Origin of the sequence: Aporhodopirellula sallentina SM41 (assembly GCF_000346505.1) — a bacterium.
In the GTDB taxonomy this organism is placed as follows: Bacteria; Planctomycetota; Planctomycetia; order Pirellulales; family Pirellulaceae; genus Rhodopirellula; species Rhodopirellula sallentina.
The window spans coordinates 1-21,838 of record NZ_ANOH01000007.1 but is presented as its reverse complement, the minus strand read 5'-3'; the positions used below and the strand labels follow the sequence as shown (position 1 = coordinate 21,838).

Genomic DNA, 21,838 nt, shown 5'->3' with positions numbered 1-21,838 from the left:
CTTAATTTGAAGTAATGCGGTTTTCTGTCGATAGATTTTCGCTCAACGTGAGGTTGGCTTTTTAGAAGCGTGAGAAAGGCTTCATCTAGCATCATTTCACTTACCGAGAGATTTTTATGAAACGGAAAGCATTTACGCTTGTCGAATTGCTTGTAGTGATCGCAATCATTGGCGTCCTAGTTGGGCTTTTGTTGCCCGCAGTGCAGGCAGCCCGTGAGGCGGCGCGACGCATGAGTTGCAGCAACAATTTCAAGCAAATTGGATTAGCGATTCACAACTATCACAGTGCCTACAACCGCCTTCCAAAACAGATGGGTGGTACGTTTTCGGGCGGTGTCGGGCCTGACAACGGCAACAACCTGAGCTGGATTCCAGCGACCCTGCCTTTTATGGAGCAGCAAGCGTTGTGGGAGACGATTTCCAATCCATATGGGAAGGATCGTTCTGGTGCTCCGATCACCCCGGTCTATCCGTCAATGGGGCCGTCGCCGGTCGACGTGGACTACGTCCCGTGGCTGACGCAGGTTCCCGGGCTCCGCTGCCCGAGTGATCCTACGGTCAAGATCGGCACCGAGACCGCCTTTACCAACTACGCTGCTTGCATGGGTGATTCGATTCACGAGAACCACTACGGCGGTGTCGGTGGGAATGGTGTTTCGGACACATCGACGGGGAACACTTGGAACGAAGCGTTCTTGAAGCAGTTTGATCGCAGTATGTTTTTCGTCCGTCACACGGGTAAGTTTCGCGACGTCCTCGATGGTCTCTCGAACACGATCATGTGCGGCGAGATTGTGGTTGGTAACGGAACTGGCGAAAAGCATTCTTCGATGCACCGCGATTCGAGCGTGACTCACTACGGTCCGAATCACTGGGATAGTTTATTGGATGCGGAGCGTCCGCTTTACTGGGATTTGAGCCGAGCGAACGTGAACAACGATCAGCGACGTGGCACGAACTGGGCGTTGGGCCGATGTTTCGATACCGGCTTCACGACAGTGGCTCCGCCGAATGGTCCCTGTGTCGGGCGGAATGTCGACAGGCAGGCCAGTTGCCCGGCAGGGAGTCGTCACCAAGGTGGTTGTCACATCCTGATGGGCGATGGTGCGGTCAAGTTTATTACTGACTCAATCGAGGCAGGTGATCAGTCAGCCGTGCCGGTCGGTTCCCGCAATCCGAAACCCGGCTATGCCAGTCCGTATGGGCTGTGGGGTGCTTTGGGGACAAAGAGTTGCAAGGAAACGATTCAGGCCGAGTTTTAATCGCTGTTTCGAATGTTAGCGTCGCACTCGGGTGTGGGTGGTCCATGCTCGAGTGCTTTCTTCTAGTTTGCTTTCTGTAGGTTGTTGATTCTGATGTATGAAGTCCCAAAGTTTATGAATCTAGTAATGGCCCTCGCGTTGGTCTCGCCCGTTCTGGCGGTCACCGGTTGTGGTGATAGTGGAGGGCCGGTTGAGTTGCAGACTTACGAACCGATTACTGAGGAAGAGAAAAAAGTGGTCGAGGAGAAGATGGAGCGTTTGAAGGACGAACCGCGGGGCTGATCGGATCGCGTTGGCGAGTCCTTATGCTTTCGTGTGTTGTTGTGATGTGACTGTAGGTTGTGGGCTCTTTCGGGGTGGCAGTCCGCGTTGCGTCGGTTCTTCTTGATTGCTCTCTCGCTGTGCCTTCATCTGATGTTTGTTCGAGGGCGTGGTGGTCGGATGCCTGGCGTTCTCGGTGTCGTCGTGTGCGTCATAGGCGTTCTCGGAGTGAGTCGTGTCGCTATGCGTGTGTGCTCGCTCAGGTGAGATCGTTTCGGGCGCGTTTCTGTTCTTTGGGTTCGTTGTTGATGATGAGTATTCGTGTTCTTTTCCTGTCGATCTGCGTTGCTGTGGCAGGTTCGATGTTTGCTGGTTCGGTGTGGGCGGGGCTTCGTACGCTGCCTGAGCCTGCGCGCGACACGTTGCCTAGCGTTGTCCTGGTCGGTGATTCCACTGTTCGGAATGGCGATGCCTCAGGCGGCAATGGCCAATGGGGTTGGGGCGAACCGTTTCGCGACTTCTTTGATCCGTCGAGATTGAATGTGGTCAATCGTGCAGTCGGTGGATTGAGCAGCCGTACCTATTTGACGTTTGGCTATTGGGAGGGCACCAAAGAGCATCTCAAGCCCGGTGATTTCATGATCATTCAGTTTGGTCATAACGATGCGTCGCCGATCAATGACGGTCAAAGGGCACGCGGTACGATCCGTGGAAATGGTGACGAGGTGGAGAAAATCGTCAATCAGATGACGGGCAAGAAAGAAGTTGTCCATTCTTATGGATGGTATCTGCGAAACTATATCCGTGAGGCTCGCGAGAAAGGCGTGCATCCAATTGTGTGTTCGCCGGTGCCTCGCAAGTCTTGGAGCGGCGAGAGAGTCAATCGGGCGACATCGACTTATGCGTCCTGGGCGCGTGAAGCGGCCGCAGCCGAAGACGTTCCGTTCGTTGATCTAAACGACATCGTTGCCGAACGGTACGAAGCGATCGGTCAATCAGGTGTGGAGGAATTGTTTGCGGACAAGCACACCCATACATCGATGGCCGGAGCGCGGCTGAATGCTGAATGCGTCGTAGCGGGACTGAGGGCTCTCGCGATCAAAGATCTGACGCGTTTTTTATCCGCCGATGGCGAAAAAGTCTTGCCGGCAAAAGCGAGCCAAGTCGCGCTCGTTGATCTGCGACCGGTACTGGATGAATCATCTGAAGCGGACGGGGCGATTCTTCGAGACGCAATTCCAACGCTTTACATCATCGGTGATTCCACCGTGCGCAACGGACACATGGATGGCGTCGGTTGGGGGGAAGTGGTCGGACAACACTTCGATCGTACGAAGATCAACGTCGTCAATCGCGCCATCGGTGGGCGAAGCACTCGTTCGTTCACGCGTGAAGGTCGGTGGGGTGATGTTTATCAGAAATTGAAACCAGGTGATTTTGTGATCATGCAATTTGGTCACAACGACGGAGGACGTGTCGGGGATATCCGGTACAAGCGAAGGCCGGCTCTGCCAGGGGTTGGCGACGAGACTCAGGATGTCAGTTTGAACGACGGTCGTGTTGAGGTCGTGCGAACGTATGGATGGCATTTGAAGCGGTTTTGTACGCAGACGAAGTCCAAAGGTGCGACGCCGATCGTGTGTTCGCCCGTTCCACACAAGGACAACTGGCGCGATGGGAAATTCGTGCCTGACTTTGCCGAGCATCGTAAGTGGTGCGGCCAAGTGGCAGAGGAAACTGACGCGAAGTTCGTCGATTTAACCGCGTTGATCGGGCAGCGTTATCAAGAACTCGGTAAAGCCGAGGTCGAAACGTTGTTCGCCGATGCGCGAACACACACAAACAAGAAGGGGGCTGAAGTTAACGCCGAATGCCTTGTCGCCGGGCTCCGGTCGATGGATGCGTTGCCGTTGAATCTCGTGGTGGTTGAGCGTGAGCAAGGTGAACGTGTCGGTGACGTCTCGGCTCCTCTTGTCTCGACTCGAGCGGAATAGGCAATGGCGAGTGTTGACCATCGAGATGAAACGCCTGGTGAGGTGAACACGCGAGCAAGCGTGACGCGGGTGGGCCGTGTGGCCGACTCGCTGTCCTTGGTGGGGGCGTGCTGTCGGCTCGCGCTGCCGGTCTTCTTCATCGCTGTCCTGGGATGTGTCGAAAACGTTTCAAATGAGATTGATCTTCAGGATCGAGCGGAGTCGGCTTTGCCAGCGAAAGTCCCGGTGGCATCATCTGAAGACTTGATGCAGGAAGCTGTTGCTGCGTTTACGGCGGGGGATTTTGTGGCTGCTGAAGCTTCCCTGCGGAAACAATTGATCGCGGATCCGGACGACGTTCAAGCGTTATTGTTGGCGGGTAGCGTCGCTGAAAGACTCAACGATTGGCCAATGAGCTTGGCGTTCTATCAAGATGCGATTCGGAAATCCGAATCACCTCATCCGGTAATGTTGGACGGGATAACCAAGTCTCTGGTGAAGTCGGGGCGAGTTTTTGACGCGATCGAAGTTTTGAAGACGTTTGTTCGACGATTTGAGAATGTTCCTGATGCACGCTTTGATCTTGCGGGTTTGGCCTCGATGGTGGGCATGCCGGAGGCTGCTATCCCGTCGCTGCGATGGTTGTTTCAACATAATCAAGGTGATATGGAGTCGCTTCTGTTGATGGCGAATCCTGCCAGGAGTGAGGCCGATCTCGATTTTTGCAATGAACTGCTGCTTCGAAGCGGTGATGACATTCGTTTGCGTTACGCCGCCGCACGGATGCACGCGAAAGAACTAGAGTGGGAAAAAGTTCTCGAACGTTTAGCGTCCGTGGTTGAGCAGCACCCCAATTTCGTGCCGGGGTTGGTGCTCTATGGTCGTGCGTTGGTTGAGCTGGATCGGATTTCCGATCTCGAAGATTGGAGCATCCGTTTGCCACCGAACATCGAAGGCTCTCCCGAGTACTGGATCGTGATCGGGAAATGGGCTGAGGCGAGTAGCAATCCTAAGCTAGCGGTCGAAGCGTTCTTGACCGCCGAGCAACTCGATTCAGCGTGCTGTCCTGATTATCTCGACGGGCTCTATCACAGCTTGGTTGAGCTGGGGATGGGTGAAGAAGCGATGCTCGTTGAGAAAAAAATAGACCAACGGGTTCGGCTCCGTGACGCATTCAATGTCTATTTGGGTCGTGACCGGCAGTCGCAAACCGCAGCGATTGCAGTGGCTGAGGCGATGGCGGATTTAGGCCGGATCTGGGAAGCCGAGGCTTGGGCTCGCCATGCGACCGCACTTCGGAGCGAGCCGGCAACGGATCTAAAGAATCGTTACCTCAAAATTCGCTCCGAGTTGACGGCGGACACGCCGTGGATTGTTGACGAGCAACGTTTGGTGAGTTCGATCGAATTGGATGTCATTGAAGTGACGACTGGTGATCTTGCGGATTCGTTCAAACGCCGCCCGAAGAATACTGCTCGCTATCAAACCAAAAGTCGTTACCCATCCTTTCGTGACGAATCCGAGGTTTTGGGTTTCGAGCACACGTGCAAACTGTCCGCCGATGCAGAGGTCAACGGGCATTGGTTGCATCAAAGTTCAGGAGGTGGGATTGCGGTGTTGGATTATGATTTGGATTCCCATACTGATATCGTCGTCGCCAACCTAGACGGTGAACCCTTAAAGGCGAACTCGACTTCCAACGCCTTGTATCGCAACATCGGTGATCGGTTCATCGCAGTCGGCACGCGGGCGGATTATGTCGACAAAGGATTTGCCCAGGGGATCGCGATCGGTGATCTCAACGCGGATGGCTTCGATGATATTTTCGATGCGAATATCGGGCAGAATCGAATATTCATCAACAACGGGGATGGGACATTCAGCGAGGTCGCCAACGAAATCGGGATGACGGACGAGTCGTGGACTGTCTCGGCGGCAATCGCAGACATCGACGGAGATGGCAACGCGGACATCTACGCAACGAACTACTGCGATGGTAAGGAGCCGTTTGAGCGACCTTGTTTGGAGAATGGTCGGAACTCGGCATGTGCACCGCTGTTGTTCGATGCGCAGAAAGATCGTATCTGGAAAGGCGACGGGGACGGCACACTGACCGATATGACGAGTCGATGGATGAGTCAGTCCGTAACGGGGCGTGGTTTGGGGGTGATCGTTGCGAACCTCGACGAACGACCTGGTTTAGACGTTTACGTCGCCAACGACATGACGGCGAATCACCTTTGGTCTCCCGAGACGAAAGACGGGAAGTTCATGTTGACGGATTTGGCGTCGGTACGCGGCGTCAGTGTGAACGCAAAATCGCAATCTCAGGCGTCCATGGGAATCGCGTTGGGAGACGCGGACGATGATGGCGATTTTGATTTGTATTTGACTCATTTTTCGAACGAATACCACACCTACTATGAACAGGTGCGACCGGGTTTCTGGCGTGATCGTTCCTTTCAAAGAGGGCTAGCCCAGCCAACGATCCATCTGTTGGGCTTCGGGACTCAGTGGTGTGATTTCGACAACGATGGTGCCAAGGAGCTCGTCGTCACCAACGGGCATATCGATGATTTTCATCAATCGAATGTCGCGTACCGCATGCCAGGGCAGGTGTTTCGGAGAACGTTCAATGGTCGATGGGAAGAGTGTGAACGATCGGCTCTTGGTGACTACTTCCGGGAAGATCATCTCGGCAGGGCGCTCGCGATTGCCGACCTCGACAGTGATGGACGCAAGGATGTTCTCGTCACGCATCTTTATGAGCCGGTTGCCATGTTGATGAATCGGACAACAAACGTCGGAAAGACGATCGCCATGACGCTGAAAAGTACTCGAACCCATCGCGATGCGATTGGAGCGGTTGTGACCGTGAAGCTGCGAGGTCGCACGATGGTTTCCATGCTCGCCGCGGGTGACGGATACATGTGCAGTAACCAACGGCAGGCTTTTTTGGCCTCGGTGAACTCACTGACATTGAAAGCGTTTCGGTGCAGTGGCCTTGTGGAGAAACGCAAAACTACGAGGGGCTCACTCCCGATAGCGAGTACATACTCGTTGAAGGCGAAGTTCCATTTCGTTTGAGATCGTTTGCGGCGTCGGCGGGCAACCGTGTCAGTGAAATGCCTGTCGCGCGAACTCAGTCGGACGAACTACAGCATGTTCGGGTGGTCGCGAAATGAATTTGCAACTAGAGAAACTAGCAGCGTGGGCGTTTGTGTTCATCCTCACGATAGGATTCAGCGATCTACCGGGGGCCGAACCGCCATCATCGACATCGGTGACGGTGGATGAGGAGTCGAGTCCGGCATGGGCGCCGCTGGATGAATTTTCGTTGCATCAAGGCGAATCGGAATCGACGGTTTGGCCGACCGTCCGACGGGAGATGCGACCAGGCGCCATTTGGTGGTGGCCCAACAGCGCGGTGACGAAGAGCGATTTGAGTTGGAACCTCGAACTCTACCGGAAGGCGGGATGGGGGAGTCTCAGTATCGTTGGCATCTATGGGGTGCGTGGCGAAGAAGAACGAGCGATCGAATTGTTCTCGCCGAAGTGGTTCGAAATGTACAACTATACGATCGAAGAGGCGGATCGATTGGGCATGAACATTGACCTGACGCCCGGCGGCGGATGGCGATGGGGGGGACCACACGTCTCGCGAGATTATGCGGAGCAATCCTTTCGAGTCGACGGTGATGCGATCTCGGTGTTATCGAAACGTGACGCGGTCAAACGAGCCGGGAAAGGTGGGAAAGGACTGACTGTAAATCCTTATAGCAATGCGGCAGTTGCGTTCCATCTGGATTGGTTTGATCATCGTATGGCAGCCCATCAGGGCGAGCCGCCACGCGCGTTTTACTATGATTCGTTTGAGAACACGGGCAATTGGGCACCCGAGTTTCTCGAAGAATTTTGTAAGCGACGTGGTTATTCTCTCGAAGACCAGGCAGCATTGCTCGGAGGCGATGGCGACCCCGAGCAATCTCGACGCGTCGTTGCGGATTACCGATGTACTCTGAGTGAATTGTTGATCGATCGCGTTCGCGAGATTGCGACGTGGGGAGACCAGAGGGGCAGTGGTCTACGCATGCAGGCGCACGGAGCACCGGCGAATTTGCTCGATATGTATGCCGCAGCAAGCATTCCGGAAACGGAAGTTTTCGGTGCGTCGAAATTTGCAATTTCAGGTTTTCGTCGGGATCCTCAGTGGATTCGCGCCGACCAACAGAGCGACCTGGTGAATCGATTTGCGTCCTCCGCTTCGCACGTTGCCGGGCATGCGTTGACGACTTCGGAGAGCTTTACTTGGCTGCGAAATCACTATCACACTTCGCTCGCGCATCTGAAAGCAGAATCAGATAAGTTGCTGCTCAATGGCATCAACAGCATCTTCTACCACGGGGCCTGTTTTTCTCCCGAAAAGACCGCATGGCCGGGTTGGCTCTTTTATGCGTCGACGCAGGCGAATCCTCGCAATTCGATCTTTCGCGATATCCCCGTGCTTAACGCGTACATCACTCGCTGTCAGAGCGTGTTGCAGTCCGGGCGTCCACACAACGACGTGTTGCTGTATTGGCCCGTTCATGATTTATGGATGAACGGAGGAACCGGCGTGCAGCGTTTCACGGTCCATCATCCAGATTGGATCGAGGAAACGGCATGCGGTGAGGCGGGACGCTGGCTAGATAAACACGGCTACACGTTTGATTTTGTTTCAGACGATCAACTGCAAAAAACAGAGTGGGGCGACACCGATCTGCGAACTCAGGGTGGCAATCGATACCGCACTGTTTTGGTCCCTGCAGCAAGGGTCATGACGCTCCAAACCGCGAATCAGTTGGTTGAGTTGGCTCGTGACGGCGCGACGGTGTTGATTTGGAAGAGACTGCCTGATGAGGTTCCAGGCTGGTTTGATTGTGGTGAACGTGAACGGAAGTTGAGAAATCTGTTCAAGGAAGTCGGATTCGACGCAGACGGAATGTCTACGTTGGGACGCGGGGAGTTAATGCTCCATGGCGATTTGGAAACGCTGCTTTCTGCGGCGAGTGTTGAACGTGAACCCATGGTCGACCAAGGACTCCAGTTCGTTCGTCGAATCGATTCGAAGCAGGTCTCGTACTTCATTGCGAACCATACTTCTCAATCGGTTGACCGTTGGGTGGCGCTCGCTGCGACTTGCCAATCCGTTGTGTTGATGGACCCGATGACTGGAGCGACGGGACTTGCCCCGCTGCGTCAACGGAGTGGTCTGACTGAAGTTTTTCTGCAACTTGAATCCGGCGAGACTCGCATCCTTCGGGCTGTCACGGGTTCAAAAACAGATCTGAATGCTTGGGCTGTCAGACGCCCGGTTGGCGACATGATCAAGATTTCGGGACCTTGGGAACTGAGGTTCATCGAAGGTGGGCCGACACTTCCCGCGGATGCATCACTCGACCGTGTCGATTCATGGACTGAATTGCCGGACGAGGAGGCCAAGCGATTCGCGGGAGCGGTTCGGTACACGGTAAAAGTTGATGTCGCGGACGCATCGAATGTCTCTCAACCGGATGGCTGGATCCTCGACCTCGGCGACGTGCGAGAGAGTGCAAGAGTGTGGGTCAACGATAAGCCTATTGGCGTTGTGGTGGCACATCCGTTTCGGATGGATCTTGGTGGGCATCTGAAAACCGGAGAAAATGAATTGGCGATTGAGGTCACCAATCTATCCGCTAACCGGATCCGAGATTTGGATCGACGTGGAGTCAATTGGAAGAAGTTTGAGGATATCAATTTCGTTGATCACCTTTACAAGCCCTTCGATGCATCAAATTGGAGCCTGGAGGCGTCCGGGTTATTAAACCCCGTCACTCTATCTCCTTATCGTTTGGTCGAGTCTCTCGGCGATGCCCCGTGAGCCATCGCACGACGGATGGCATGCATTCACTGAAAAACATACTAGATCTCTGTATCACCTTTTTGAACTGCACTTTACCCATGACAACTCTTGCGAGTCGACGGTTTTTGAAGAAGATCTCGATGGTCGCTTCCTAACCAGAATCGCCTATCGAATTACAGAGCCTTTGCGACGAGGTGGGCTAATGAAAGCCAAGTCTCGAAACATGAGATTGGAGACTCCTGTTGAGTGCAAACGTTGTGTAAACCAAATATGAAATCACTACGCTCCGATAATTCCATTGAACGACGCCAATTAAACCGAGATATCGAAATGAAGATACTGAATTACCTATTGATGTGCTTTGTCGGCGCGTGTGCGTGTCCCTCGGTTTTGGTCGCGGATGAAATCGGTCGCAAGGAGCAATTCGCATCCAAGAACGCAACGAAATCGATCGTCGTGGAAGGTTGGTCAATCACCGAAGGTGATCACGGTGTGACGATTATGGTTGACGGAAAACTGTTTGCCAGCTATGTCGTGGATGACGTCAACAAACCGTACCTTTGGCCGGTCGTGGGACCGACAGGCAAACAGATGACGCGTGCTTTTCCGATGCAGAAAGTACCGGGCGAATCGAGTGTGCAGCGAGATCATCCTCACCACCGAGGGATTACGTTCGGCCATGAAAGTATTGTTGGCCCTGATCAGAGCGGCGGCGACAGTTGGCATGAATGGATCACCTTTGGCGGACTGCGTCAGGGGCCGGGCAACAATCCAGATAGCGATCAACGAATCGCGACGATCGCGAGCATCAAACATCTCGCCTTCACCGAGATGGAAGCCAACGCCGATCATGCCGTGGTTTCCGAAATTTGTGACTACGTCGATCCGAAAGGGAAGCGGTTCCTGTCGGAAGAGCGTCGCATGACTTTTCGAGCGCAAGGAGACTCTCGCAGTATTGACATCGATCAAGTGTTCACGGCGTGCGATGGTGAGGTTTGTTTTGCGGACCGCAAGGACGCAGGGCTGAGTATCCGTGTGCCAGTCGGAATGGCGATTGATAGCGGACAGGGAGGACGCGTTATCAACAGTGAAGGTGAAGTCGACAACGACACCTGGAGTCGTGCGGCAAAGTGGTGCGACTATCACGGGATTGTCGACGGCGAACACCTCGGGATCGCGTTTCTCAATCATCCATCGAGCTACCGCTTCCCCACACGCTGGCACGTTCGCAGCTATGGATTATTTGCGGCCAACCCGTTTGCGATGCAGTCCTATGATCCGACGCTTCCCGACGGCACCACCACTCTTCAGCCTGGCGAAAAGTTGAAACTGAGCCATCGTATCATCTTTCACATCGGTGATGCTTCCGCCGCCGGGATCGAAAAGGCGTGGCAAGAATATGCCAAGACGGCGAAGGACTAAATCAGAATACGACGTTAGACGCCTTTCACGTCAACGCGTCCTTGCGTGTTCGTCGTATCGACGGGTTCGCTTTCACGTGAGAAGACCGAGTCTGATCGACCAACGAAATGCAGAGAATATCACATCCGAGATTACACCAAGACATTCGCAGTCTTGCTATGCGTGCTCGCGTTTCCTGCCAACTTTCTGCGAAGGAGGTTGCGGGGTTCCTGTTCGTGACCTTTCAGTCGGAGTCAACGCCGATGACAGAGCAGGTCCACTCTGCTCTGAGTGAGAACGGACGCCACTGGGAAACGCTCAACGATATGAAGCCTGTGTTGGTTCGTGATTTGTGCGAATAAGGCGTGAGTGCCCCGTGTCTGATTCGGTCTCATGACAACACGTCGGGTCTGGTTGATTGGTCGGCTCTGCAGTTCGTCGAAGTTGCCCTCAGAGATGCGGGAAGACATCACACTGCTGCATCGGAATGCTCCCTGCACGCAGTACCTTTATTGGCGACTTGATCACGACCGGAATGATTTTTCGTCTCCTCCCATCGGAATAAGAACCATGCTCAATCCAATCTTGGCGACCCGAACGTGGCACGGTCTTCTGATGTGCTTCTCGATGTTGGCTTTGTGTTTCCCGGTTGCAGGTGCGGAATATCAATTCGCTTTCGGTCCTGAGGTTTCTCTATCGGGAATCGTGCACGTAGCGCCACAAACGTTCTATGACTCAGCGAGGGGGTATGGTTTCTTGAAGACCGGGGCCGCACGCACGGGAACGTCGTCACTGTTTGCTGTGGATGTACCGGAAGGAAACTACGACGTCACGTTGCGATTTGGCGATCCGGTTGATGCAACGTCTACCACGGTTAAGTCGGAAGCCCGCCGTCTCATGTTGGAAAAAGTAGAGACGGCACCGGGTGAGTATCAAACTCGCTCTTTTACGGTCAACGTGCGGAAGCCGCCGATCAGCACGGGAGGCACGACGAGGCTCAACGGCCGAGAAATGGGGCCACCGACAATTGCGGGATGGGACGAGCATCTCACGTTTGAGTTCAGCGGGCTTCGTCCCGGAGTTGTTTCGCTGGAGATCCAGCCTGCGAGTCAAGTAACCACGGTGTTCATCGCGGGCGATTCGACGGTGACCGATCAACGCAACGAACCGTGGTCAGGTTGGGGGCAAATGCTTCCGCGATTCTTCGTGCAAGGTGTGGCGGTATCGAATCAAGCAGAATCTGGACTGGCGTTATTCTCTTTTGAATCTCAAAAACGACTCGCGAAAGTGTTCAGCATGATGAAGGAGGGCGACTACCTCTTCATTCAATTCGGGCACAACGATCAGAAGGACAAACGCCCCGGCGCTGGACCATTTACCACCTATCGGGCGAATCTGAGAAAGTTTGTCGAGGCAACTCGGGATCATGGCGGCATTCCCGTCCTGGTGACGCCGATGGAACGGCGACGATGGAGTGGCGGGAAAACACAACAGACGCTCACGGATTATGCCGAAGCGGTTCGGCAGACGGGAGAGGCGTTGAACGTGCCGGTCATTGATTTGCACGCGATGAGTTTGGCGTTCTATGCCGGACTCGGAGTCGATGACTCCAAGCGTGCCTTCGTTCACTATCCGGCGGATACCTATCCCGGTCAAAACAACGCTCTGAAAGATGACACGCATCACAGCGTTTACGGTGCTTATGAACTCGCGAAATGTGTTGTCGAAGGGATCAAGACGAACGTTCCCGATCTGACGCCGTTTTTAGTCGAGGAATTTGATTGTTTTGATCCAGCGCATCCAGATCTACCAGAGGATGTCCGTATTCCCGAGACGCCATTGCTCGGCGAAGCAGCAACTCCCTCAGGCAGTTGAACCACTTCCCAATTACGTTCGCGTTTCTATCGACTTGACTAGCAATCCCTCATGAAAATTCATCTTCCAGTGACACGGACCGTACGAGGTTCGCTCCCGTTATTGGGTCTTGTTTGGCTTGCGGTATCGATGTTGTGTGGGGCGTGCATTGCGGGGCAATCGGAGACGGCATCTCGCGAAATCAGCATGGATGCCCAGTGGCGATTTAACCGTGGTGATGTCTCCGACGCGAGGTGCCGGGAGTTCGATGATCGTGATTGGCAAACTGTTGATGTGCCTCATGACTGGGCGATCTTCGGGCCATTTGCGAAAGATGCTCCCGCTAGCCGCGAGGGAGCTTTTCTGCCTTCCGGAGTCGCGTGGTATCGCAAGCACTTTTCAGTTTCGAGCCAATTTATTGCTAAGAAGGTGTTCATTGAATTTGACGGTGTCATGGCCAACAGCGACGTTTGGGTCAACGGTCATCACCTGGGCCATCGTCCCAATGGTTATGTGAGTTTTCGATATGAGTTGACCGATTATCTGAAATTCGGCGCAAATGAGGAGAACGTGATTGCAGTTCGCAGCGACACGGCGAAACAGGTGGCTTCACGTTGGTACACCGGCAGTGGGATCTACCGGCGTGTTCGCATGGTAGTTGTTGATCCGGTGCACGTTGCGTACGAAGGTGTCTATGTCACCACACCGGAGATCGCTTCGACTCACGCGACCGTCAACGTCGAAGTGCGGATCGAAAACGGGAGTGACGAAAAACAGGACGTCAAGCTCAGCGCGACGATCGTCGATCCCGATGGCACCGTTGTCGCGGAGGGGAACGCGGCAAGTGAAGTGAAGCCCGGGGCTAGCCGTCTGTTTGCTGTTCACTCCGTCGTTGCGAATCCGGTGCTTTGGAATTTGGAATCACCGGAACTCTATACCGTGATTGCCAAGGTGATGGTCGATGGCGTGTCACGCGATCAAGTGAGCACGCCGTTCGGGATTCGCCGGGCCGAGTTTCGTAGTGACACGGGGTTCTCGCTCAATGGCGAAAACGTGAAAATCAAAGGTGTGTGTTTGCATCATTGTGCGGGAGCACTCGGTGCGGCGGTGCCGGTGAGTGCCTGGGAGCATCGACTGAGTCGCCTGCGCGAGTTGGGCGTGAATGCGGTTCGAACGGCGCATAATCCCGTTGCCCCAGAGTTCCTGGATCTCTGTGATCGCATGGGGATCTTGGTGATGGACGAATTCTTCGACTGCTGGACGATCGGCAAGCGGCGAGAAGATTACCATCACCATTTTCGTGAGTGGGCACATCGTGACATGGCCGATACGCTGCGCCGTGATCGAAATCACCCGTGCGTGATCCTGTATAGCGTCGGCAATGAAATCCACGACACTCCCAGGGAAGAACTCGCGAAGAGCATTCTGAAGGACCTCGTCGCGATCTGTCACGACATCGATCCGACACGTCCGGTGACGCAGGGCTTGTTCCGGCCGAACGTGAGTCATGACTATGACAATGGTCTCGCGGATATGCTCGATGTGATTGGTACCAACTATCGTGACCTCGAACTGTTGCAGGCGTGGCGGGATCAGCCAGGGCGGAAGATCGTTGGTACTGAGCAAGGGCACGATCGAAAGATTTGGCTCGCTTGCCGTGACAACGCTCAGCACGCCGGTCAGTTTCTCTGGGTGGGGATTGATTACTTGGGCGAGTCATGGCAGTGGCCTGTGACGACGTACAACAGCGGGTTGCTTGACCGGACGCTGCGTCCCTATGCACGTGGGCGAGAACGACAGAGTTGGTGGAGTGAGACGCCGATGATTCGAGTGTTCCGTCGAATCGCTCCGACCGAGCAGACGCCAACGGATCCGGGATACGAAGACATTCAATGGAAACGGCAGCAAGTGCTGTTTGACGATTGGTCGCCGAGAGCTACGGATGCTCACGAAGAGAATGTGGAGGTGTACAGCAACTGCGACGAGGTGGAATTGATTCTCAACGACCGCTCTCTGGGAGTTCAAACGTTACCGAGCGACGCGAACGCTCGGAATTGGAGCGTTCCGTTCGAAGCGGGGCGTTTGATTGCGATCGGACGAAACGACGACGTCGAGGTTGCTCGAGATGAGTTGACAACGGCGGGGGCAGCGGCCCGGATCGAAGTGCGCGTCAACCGTTCGACGTTGGCTCCGGGTTTTGACGAAGTGGCGTATGTGGAGGCGACGGTAACTGACTCAAGTGGCGTTCGTGTTCCACGGTCGGAATGTGAAATCGCATTTAAGGTGGATGGCCCTGGGAAATTAATCGCGGTCGATAGTGCGTCGATCGTTAGTCACGAGCCGTTTCACGCGAGTCGGCGTCGTGCGTTTCGAGGACGCTGTATCGGCATCGTTCGAGCGACGGATTCGAAGGGCGTCCTCTCTGTGACCGCATCCGCGGAGGGTTTGATGCCGGGGGCTGCTCGAGTCGACGTTTTGCCCGAGTAAAACCGAGGGTGGGTGGGGGCTAGATGTGATCGGGGGCGAGAGGTTAGGTATAGGCGTCAACGTCTGGTCAAGAAATCTCCCACGTGCCTTGCTGAAGTTTTCATGAGTATCCGAACTCTCGTAGCTGATTACCAATCGCAGACTCACCGCGTTGCGATTTTACGATTGTTGTCAGAGTATTCGGCTGATCCGGCGATCGGCGGAAGTGGACTGCCCTTCTCCGTTCGTCAGCGGGTGGTGGATGAGTTGGCTCGCCGCGAGAATGCCGTTTCGTTGCTCGCGATGGAGGAAACTGCTGGAACGTCGCCGCAGGCGGTGGGGTTGATCAATGCCTTTGAAAACTTCTCGACGTTTGCGGCGATGCCGGTGTTGAATCTGCATGATGTGATGGTCACTCGCAGTCATCGTGGGCGAGGGATTGGGCGACGATTGATCGAGGCGGCAGAGGAAGAGGCCCGTCAACGAGGTTGTTGCAAAATGACGTTGGAGGTCTATCGCGGGAACCAAGCTGCGGCAACTCTGTATCGCCGCTGTGATTTTATCGATCCGCCGGGCAATCGTGACCTCGGTGAGACGTTGTTCCTTTCAAAGTCGCTCGCGTGAAAGGTATTGGATTCGATGTCCTGTCCAGATCATGAAGGCTCGTTTGGGGCCACACATGATTGAACCGCCCGCGTGAGTGTTTTGACACGAGCCGCGATGTCGCGAGAGCTTTCAGTGCTGGCGATGAGAAGTGTCGCGACCGGGTGTCCGCGACGGATTGGGGTGCCCTCGGCGGGGCGGTCCGCGATCTGTATCTCCGATGATTCGCAGTCCATTTCCCGCTGCATCGCTGTTTCGACCGATTGCATTCGCGATAGATACACGTGTCCGCCGCGCGAACTGTAGACAATTCGTTTGACGATTTGGGCTCGTGACGGATTGCTTTCGTTGGACAGGGGGGGAAAGCGGTCGGGTGACGGGCCAACGTTGATGTGTTTGCGGATTGTCGGTTGAGCGGCGATGTGTAAAGACATCAGCGATGCGGAGTTGTTTGGACGCAGTGCGTGCTGGGCGATTTTTTCGATGACTTCGCAGGAGGCGCTCGGACGCTCGTTGACTTCGAGTAGCCACCACCGGTCGTGTCGGTCGCGGATAAAGTCGAGGTTGAAGAGGCCGTGGAGTTGGCGGGTTTCGGCGACCGCGTGGGCGAGACTCTGCATCCGGTCGAAATCGGGGTATTCTTCAAACGAGATGCTTCGCGATCCCGCGTACACAAACGGTAGCGAGCCGATTCGAACATGGGTTGAGCGAGTGATCCCAAGAAGACGAACGGTGGAGCCGGCCGAAAAGGCAACGAGGCCATAAGACCGACCGTCGACGCGTCGCTGTAAGAACGCGTTCGCAGGAGGACGGTCGATATCTATGGACTTCCGTGTTTGGACACCAAGCCCGCCGGACGATTCTGCTTGTTTTAACAGCCATCGCGAGGGTTGCTGACGCACCGCCGATTGAAGGTGGTTGTTTCGGGGAGTGAAAAACTCTTCGGTGGTGTGTGTTTCGGGGAACGAAAATCCGAATTGGTGTGCGAGCGATTCGGTTTGGCGAAGCGACAGTTTGGGTTCGGGGGGCAGGCCACCGACGCGCAGCGGGAATGCGTTTTCTTGGCGTGCGAATCGTTCGGCGGCCAGTTGCAGTCGCGGGCGATCGGACTGTTCTAGAGGGGAAATCCGGCGGAATCGGTGGCAGGCTTCGTGTGTGTCTTGGTCGCCGAACAAGTCCATCCCGACGACCGGATAGTGCCGCGACGCGGATTGCGCGGCCCAACGGATCGATGCACCGAGGAGCAGAATTCGGTGGCGAAATAGTGTCAATGTCGGGAAATCATCGACCTGGTTGGCGAGGTTGGGCGGGTTTGTTACCGTTTCGTTTTGCAAGACCCACCCATCGCTCTTGGAGTTCAGTCGTTTGTAGCGTTGAGACCGACGTTTACGTTCGAAGCTGTTCCACGTGTGGGGTAAGGACCTCGGGTTCCCCACCGGTCGTTTCCCAAAACTCTCTTTTACTTTGAGGCATCCTGTCATGCATTTTCACATCGGAGAAGCCCTGGTCGGCGACGGCAACGAAGTCGCACACATTGACCTGATGATCGGTAGCAAGAATGGTCCCGTCGGAACCGCTTTCGCAAACGCGTTGGCCAACCAGAGCGAAGGTCACACGAACTTGCTCGCCGTGCTCGAGCCAAACGTGGCCGTCAAACCGTCGACCGTGATGATCACCAAGGTCACGATCAAAGGCATGAAGCAAGCCGTGCAAATGTTCGGTCCTGCTCAAGCCGCGGTTGCACAAGCAGTCGCCGACGCGGTCAGCGAAGGCATCATCCCTCGCGATGCGGCCGAAGAATTGGTTTGCGTTTGCGGTGTCTTCATTCACCCAGCCGCGGAAGATGACGAAAAGATCTACAAGTACAACTACGAGGCGACTCTCGAATCGTTGAAGTCGGCGCTTTCGAACAAGCCAAGTGTTGAAGACATGTTGGCGAAGAAAGATTCGGCGACTCACCCGTTCAAAGGGTTCTAGTATCGAGACCGTAACGCGGTTTCGGTCGGGCGTGTCGTGAACAGTTGGGGACAACTGTTCTGCATTGGAGTGGTTGAGGTGATTGTTTGCACCCGGCCCTTTTGATTTAAGCCTCTGCATGAAACGCTCTATGAAAATTGTATGCAGCTTCGGGGGCGTGCCTTCGGAGCTGTTTTTGTTGGTGGGTGATCGTTTGCGGTTGGTCGGATAGCGGAAGGTTGGTGCGTGGTGACTGAGAAAGTTTTGTTGCAGATGGATGTCGATGAACATCCGAGTTCGTTTGATTCGATTGTTGGCATCGATTCCGGTGTGGATCGTTTGCTGAGATACGGTTCGGTGGAAGCGTCCGGGGTGGAGTCGCTCGTGCACGGGGCGATGTTTACCCGCGGTGGTGATGACCTCAAGAACACCGCGATCTTCGTTGGCGGCAATGATGTCAATCAGGCCGAGGAACTGTTCGGTGCGATCCAGAAAGCGTTCTTCGGGCCCGTGCGGGTGTCGGTGATGTTGGACGCATCGGGATGCAACACGACCGCATCGGCCGCGGTGGCATCGCTCACCAAACACATGACGTTAGAAGGGTCGACGTGCGTGGTTCTCGGAGGAACCGGGCCGGTGGGGCGAAGGGTGGCACACCTGATGTCGAGGCAGGGGGCACACGTCATCGTGACGAGTCGTTCGCTGGCGCGGGCCGAGTCGGCCTGCGAAGACATCGTCAAAGGCATCGGTGCCGGTGGTGGTGAGCGGGACCGATTGGAAGCGGCGGCACCGGAAACGGAAGAGGCCAGGAGTGCGATGCTGGGTCGAGCCGATGCGATCGTCGCTTGCGGTGCGGCGGGCGTCGAATTGCTGTCGGCCGAGGAACTGAATTCACTGCAGAACCTCAAAGTGGCGATCGATCTGAACGCGGTTCCGCCCGCAGGAATCGGTGGCATCGAAACCTTCGACAAGGCGAAGCAGTTGCGGGAAGGCGATGAGCAATCGCCCACCGTTTATGGACCGATCGGGGTGGGCGGGTTGAAAATGCGAGCCCACAAAGCGGCCGTTGCGAAACTGTTTGAACAGAACGACCTCGTTTTGGATGCCAACGAGATCTACGACTTGACGATCGAGCAGATGGGTTAGCGCGGTTCACTGACACGCATCGCCGAACGGGGACACGCATTGTCTGTGTGAAGGCTGTGCTTTCGTGCGAGAGCCGTGTGCGTGCGCGGATGTTTTCTGTTCATCGATGAACGTCTTTGCGGATTGCTGCGGACGCCTACTTCGATTGTTGGCGGTTCCACTGCTGCGTCGCTTCGCTTTGGATCAACGCGGTCGACTTGCCGCTCGCTGAGGCGAGCCGTTTGGCCTCGTCGTCTTCGAGAGAGAATCGTTCGGTGCCATCAGGGAGCGTGACCAATTTGCCTCGTGCTGGGCCGTGTTCGGTTTCCACCTCGACGGCGCGGCGGGACAGTTTGGTGCGTTGCAGGATTTGTCGGCGAATACCGATCGTCGATGTATTTTGGAAGAGGATGCTCTGCATCGTTGCCGCTTTAGAACCGCCGCAAATCACCGACAGTACCGTGGCAAGCCGGCCTTTCTTCATCACGCATGGGGTTTGCCAAACGTCGAGGGCGCCGGCGTGCATCAGACGCTGTGATACGTCGGCGAGTTGTTCAGCGGTAGCGTCGTCGATATTGGTTTCGAGCAAGGTGACGTGATCGGATTCGACCGCTCCGAGCGACGCTTCCGAGTCCTGTCGTTCCCCCAAGGTGACACGCAACACATTGGCTTGGCCATCGATGTCCCGGGTTCCAGCGCCGTAGCCGACTCGGTGTGGGGTCATCGCTGGGGCGGGGCCGAACGAGGAAGCGAGTGTTTTGATGATCGCCGCGCCGGTTGGCGTCGTCAGTTCGGATTCGATCTCGCTGTATGCGATCGGGACGCCGGTAAGGATCTCGGCGGTAGCGGGGGCGGGCACAGCAACTCGTCCATGGTCGATGGTGATCGCTCCGGTTCCGGTTGGGATCGTGGACGACGTCACACTGTCGATTTTCAACGCGTCGATCGCGATCGCGGTCCCGACAATGTCGGCGATGGAGTCGACCGCGCCGACTTCGTGGAAGTGTACTTTCTGCAGGCTGCACCCGTGAACCTTGGCTTCGGCTTCCCCGATGCAAAGGAATATTCGGCGGGCGAGCGTCTTGGCACCGTCGGAGATTCCGTCCGCCTTGTCGATCATGGCCTCGATATGATGAAGGTGTCGGTGAGCTTTCTGTTCGGGATGCTCGACGCGAATGTATGTTGCGCGAAAGCCACATTTTTTGACTTCGTCGACCCGCAGTTCCAGATCGGGGATTTCCAGCGAGGCGAGCCCCGTACGGATGAGTTCGGGGGAAACGCCCAGGTCGATCAATGCCCCGAGGGTCATGTCGCCACTAATACCGCTGAGACAATCGAAGTGCAGGTTGGTTTTCATCGTTTTATGATCGGTGCCGAACCAGGTCGGACTTCAGGTGGGAATGGTGTGTCTTGTTTAGAGATAGGAAGCATAAAGGGCAGCGGGGGAATCCACTACGGGCGACCCCGGAGGTTCACACTCGAGTTCGGCGATTGTGTCGAGAACCACGCGGCACCTGTCTGGGTTCGATGTACATTAGACATCGAAGGTAAAAGCGGGACGCCGATCGGTTTTGCGATGCGAGTAAGCCTCGGTTTAAGCGAGAAAACGGGAGCCGACGCCTGGCGGCTGATCGATTCTCCGACGTTCCCGGATGATTTCAGATGTTTTCGGAGGGTTCCATGAAAGCGTTCTGACGGGTTGACCCGAGTGAGGCACGCTATTCCGATCTGTTTATGTTGATTCACACCCGCATTGCCGTTTTGACCGCGCCGCTGATGTTTGCGTTGGCGGTTGCGTTCTTGGTGAGCCAAGCGGTGTTGATCGTATTGTGGGTGGATGTCCCCTCGATCCGCGAGAAAACAATCGTCTCCGGTGACCCGGCCAACGTTTCGGCGGAATCAAACACCGGCGACGTGGAGACATCCGAAGGCGACCCCGCCGTGCCGTCAGGCATTGATGCGATACAGCAAGATGCCGATGACGAGGAGTGGAAGGCGCGGGTGGTGGGGCCGGTATCGCCGACCCAAGTGTTGTTCGAACAGCTGGCGATGGGAGTGATGTGGCTGGTTTGGCCGGTTGTGATCGCGGAGTCGATTTACCACTGGATCATCCGCCCGAAAACTCGTTCGATGCGGTGGTTCCATTTTTACTCGGCCGTGTTCTGCGTTTGCCCGTCGCTGCGGATGTGTGCCAAGAGTGCCGAGATGCACGGCAATTTATGGTTGCCGGGGTACGGTTGGCAGCGTCCCAATCGACGACTGCGGCGACGGTTGGAACAGAACTTCAGCGTCCCGATGATCGGCATCGCTCTGTTGATCCTGCCGGTGTTGATTATTGAATTTTTGTTAAAAGATCAGGTCGCTCGTTACCAATGGCTGCGGGTTTCGCTGCATATCGGGACGGGCGTGATTTGGTTCGCGTTCGCCGCGGAGTTCATCTTGATGGTCTCGATCGCGGAAAAAAAACTGGATTACGTCCGCAAACACTGGGTGGATTTGGCGATCATTGCGTTGCCATTTTTCTCATTCTTGCGATCGATGCAGGCGGTGCGTGGAACGCGTTTGGCAAAGCTAGCAAAACTTCCTCAACTAACGAAGCTCGCCAGGGCCTATCGGTTGCGAGGGACCGTTTTGAAGGCGTTTCGGGCCCTCGTGTTGTTGGACGTGTCGGCGAGGTTGTTTCGCAAAACTCCGGAAAAGCAGCTCGTGCGATTGCGAGAAGAGCTTCGTGTGACCCAGCGTGAGGCCCGGTTGATTCGGCTGTTGATCGCACGGTTGGAGCGTGAGATCAACTCGCAGGACGGACCCGATTCAGGCAGCCTCGATTCCGATCGACCCGATGATTTAGAAAGCCCCGGTAGCTCATCCAGCCCCGGTAGCTCTGCCAGCCCTGATGAAACCGATGGTGCGTTTGATTCGACCGGACACGCCGAAATGATCAGAGGAGTGAACAGGGGTGAACGTTCGCCGGGTGAAATTTCCGGTTCGGCGTGAGTCGCGGGTTGGCAGACGGCTTTTGGGAGCTCGGTTTTTATCTCGGCATTGGCATCAGGAGT

General features: G+C 55.4%; 15 protein-coding genes and 1 pseudogene. 14 read left to right on the top strand and 2 right to left on the bottom strand.

From position 1 onward, the window contains the following. The first annotated feature begins 116 nt into the window (after positions 1-116). The 11 genes and pseudogenes from RSSM_RS00520 (at position 117) to RSSM_RS00475 (ending at position 15,722) form a co-directional block, all read left to right on the top strand. Complete coding sequence (locus RSSM_RS00520; RefSeq protein WP_008673241.1) at positions 117-1,262, top strand: DUF1559 domain-containing protein; 1,146 nt, start codon at positions 117-119, stop codon at positions 1,260-1,262. A 114-nt stretch (positions 1,263-1,376) separates the two neighbouring features. Beyond that, the gene (locus RSSM_RS33520; RefSeq protein ID WP_160168076.1) at positions 1,377-1,544 is read left to right on the top strand and encodes a hypothetical protein; all 168 of its coding nucleotides are present in this window, start codon (positions 1,377-1,379) and stop codon (positions 1,542-1,544) included. A gap of 287 nt (positions 1,545-1,831) precedes the next feature. Beyond that, the gene (locus RSSM_RS00510; protein ID WP_236620853.1) at positions 1,832-3,517 is read left to right on the top strand and encodes a rhamnogalacturonan acetylesterase; all 1,686 of its coding nucleotides are present in this window, start codon (positions 1,832-1,834) and stop codon (positions 3,515-3,517) included. A gap of 3 nt (positions 3,518-3,520) precedes the next feature. Further along, positions 3,521-6,583, top strand: a complete 3,063-nt coding sequence (locus RSSM_RS00505) for an FG-GAP repeat domain-containing protein (RefSeq protein WP_008673238.1) — start codon at positions 3,521-3,523, stop codon at positions 6,581-6,583. Beyond that, positions 6,496-6,681 (top strand): annotated as a pseudogene (locus RSSM_RS35300) (hypothetical protein); the annotation flags it as partial. The gene RSSM_RS00505 and the pseudogene RSSM_RS35300, both read left to right, overlap by 88 nt. Continuing rightward, positions 6,678-9,395 carry a glycosyl hydrolase gene (locus RSSM_RS00500; RefSeq protein WP_008673237.1) on the top strand — a complete coding sequence of 906 codons (2,718 nt, stop codon included), beginning with the start codon at positions 6,678-6,680 and terminating at the stop codon, positions 9,393-9,395. The pseudogene RSSM_RS35300 and the gene RSSM_RS00500, both read left to right, overlap by 4 nt. Before the next feature lie 312 nt (positions 9,396-9,707). Further along, on the top strand, positions 9,708-10,799 hold the full coding sequence (locus tag RSSM_RS00495; protein ID WP_044300370.1) for a DUF6807 domain-containing protein: 1,092 nt from the start codon (positions 9,708-9,710) through the stop codon (positions 10,797-10,799). A 107-nt stretch (positions 10,800-10,906) separates the two neighbouring features. Next, positions 10,907-11,140, top strand: a complete 234-nt coding sequence (locus RSSM_RS00490) for a hypothetical protein (protein WP_144059457.1) — start codon at positions 10,907-10,909, stop codon at positions 11,138-11,140. 208 nt (positions 11,141-11,348) lie between these two features. Next, positions 11,349-12,653, top strand: a complete 1,305-nt coding sequence (locus RSSM_RS00485) for a rhamnogalacturonan acetylesterase (protein ID WP_236620852.1) — start codon at positions 11,349-11,351, stop codon at positions 12,651-12,653. Between the two features lie 51 nt (positions 12,654-12,704). Further along, complete coding sequence (locus tag RSSM_RS00480; protein ID WP_236620851.1) at positions 12,705-15,119, top strand: glycoside hydrolase family 2 TIM barrel-domain containing protein; 2,415 nt, start codon at positions 12,705-12,707, stop codon at positions 15,117-15,119. A 102-nt stretch (positions 15,120-15,221) separates the two neighbouring features. After that, positions 15,222-15,722, top strand: a complete 501-nt coding sequence (locus RSSM_RS00475; protein WP_008673232.1) for a GNAT family N-acetyltransferase — start codon at positions 15,222-15,224, stop codon at positions 15,720-15,722. 29 nt (positions 15,723-15,751) lie between these two features. On the opposite strand, the gene RSSM_RS00470 is transcribed toward RSSM_RS00475, so the two are convergent. Further along, positions 15,752-17,035 carry an ATP-grasp domain-containing protein gene (locus RSSM_RS00470; RefSeq protein ID WP_008673231.1) on the bottom strand — a complete coding sequence of 428 codons (1,284 nt, stop codon included), beginning with the start codon at positions 17,033-17,035 and terminating at the stop codon, positions 15,752-15,754. 145 nt (positions 17,036-17,180) lie between these two features. On the opposite strand from RSSM_RS00470, the gene fae reads away from it, so the two are divergent. Next, complete coding sequence (gene fae / locus RSSM_RS00465; RefSeq protein ID WP_008673230.1) at positions 17,181-17,678, top strand: formaldehyde-activating enzyme; 498 nt, start codon at positions 17,181-17,183, stop codon at positions 17,676-17,678. 252 nt (positions 17,679-17,930) lie between these two features. Continuing rightward, complete coding sequence (locus RSSM_RS00460; protein ID WP_044300379.1) at positions 17,931-18,803, top strand: NADP-dependent methylenetetrahydromethanopterin/methylenetetrahydrofolate dehydrogenase; 873 nt, start codon at positions 17,931-17,933, stop codon at positions 18,801-18,803. A gap of 136 nt (positions 18,804-18,939) precedes the next feature. On the opposite strand, the gene larC is transcribed toward RSSM_RS00460, so the two are convergent. Beyond that, positions 18,940-20,139 carry a nickel pincer cofactor biosynthesis protein LarC gene (gene larC / locus RSSM_RS00455; protein ID WP_008673224.1) on the bottom strand — a complete coding sequence of 400 codons (1,200 nt, stop codon included), beginning with the start codon at positions 20,137-20,139 and terminating at the stop codon, positions 18,940-18,942. A gap of 377 nt (positions 20,140-20,516) precedes the next feature. Here larC and RSSM_RS00450 point away from each other — a divergent pair, with 377 nt between their 5' ends. Then, positions 20,517-21,776 (top strand): hypothetical protein, encoded by a 1,260-nt coding sequence (locus RSSM_RS00450; protein ID WP_008673221.1) that lies wholly within the window; start codon positions 20,517-20,519, stop codon positions 21,774-21,776. Positions 21,777-21,838 lie beyond the last annotated feature (62 nt).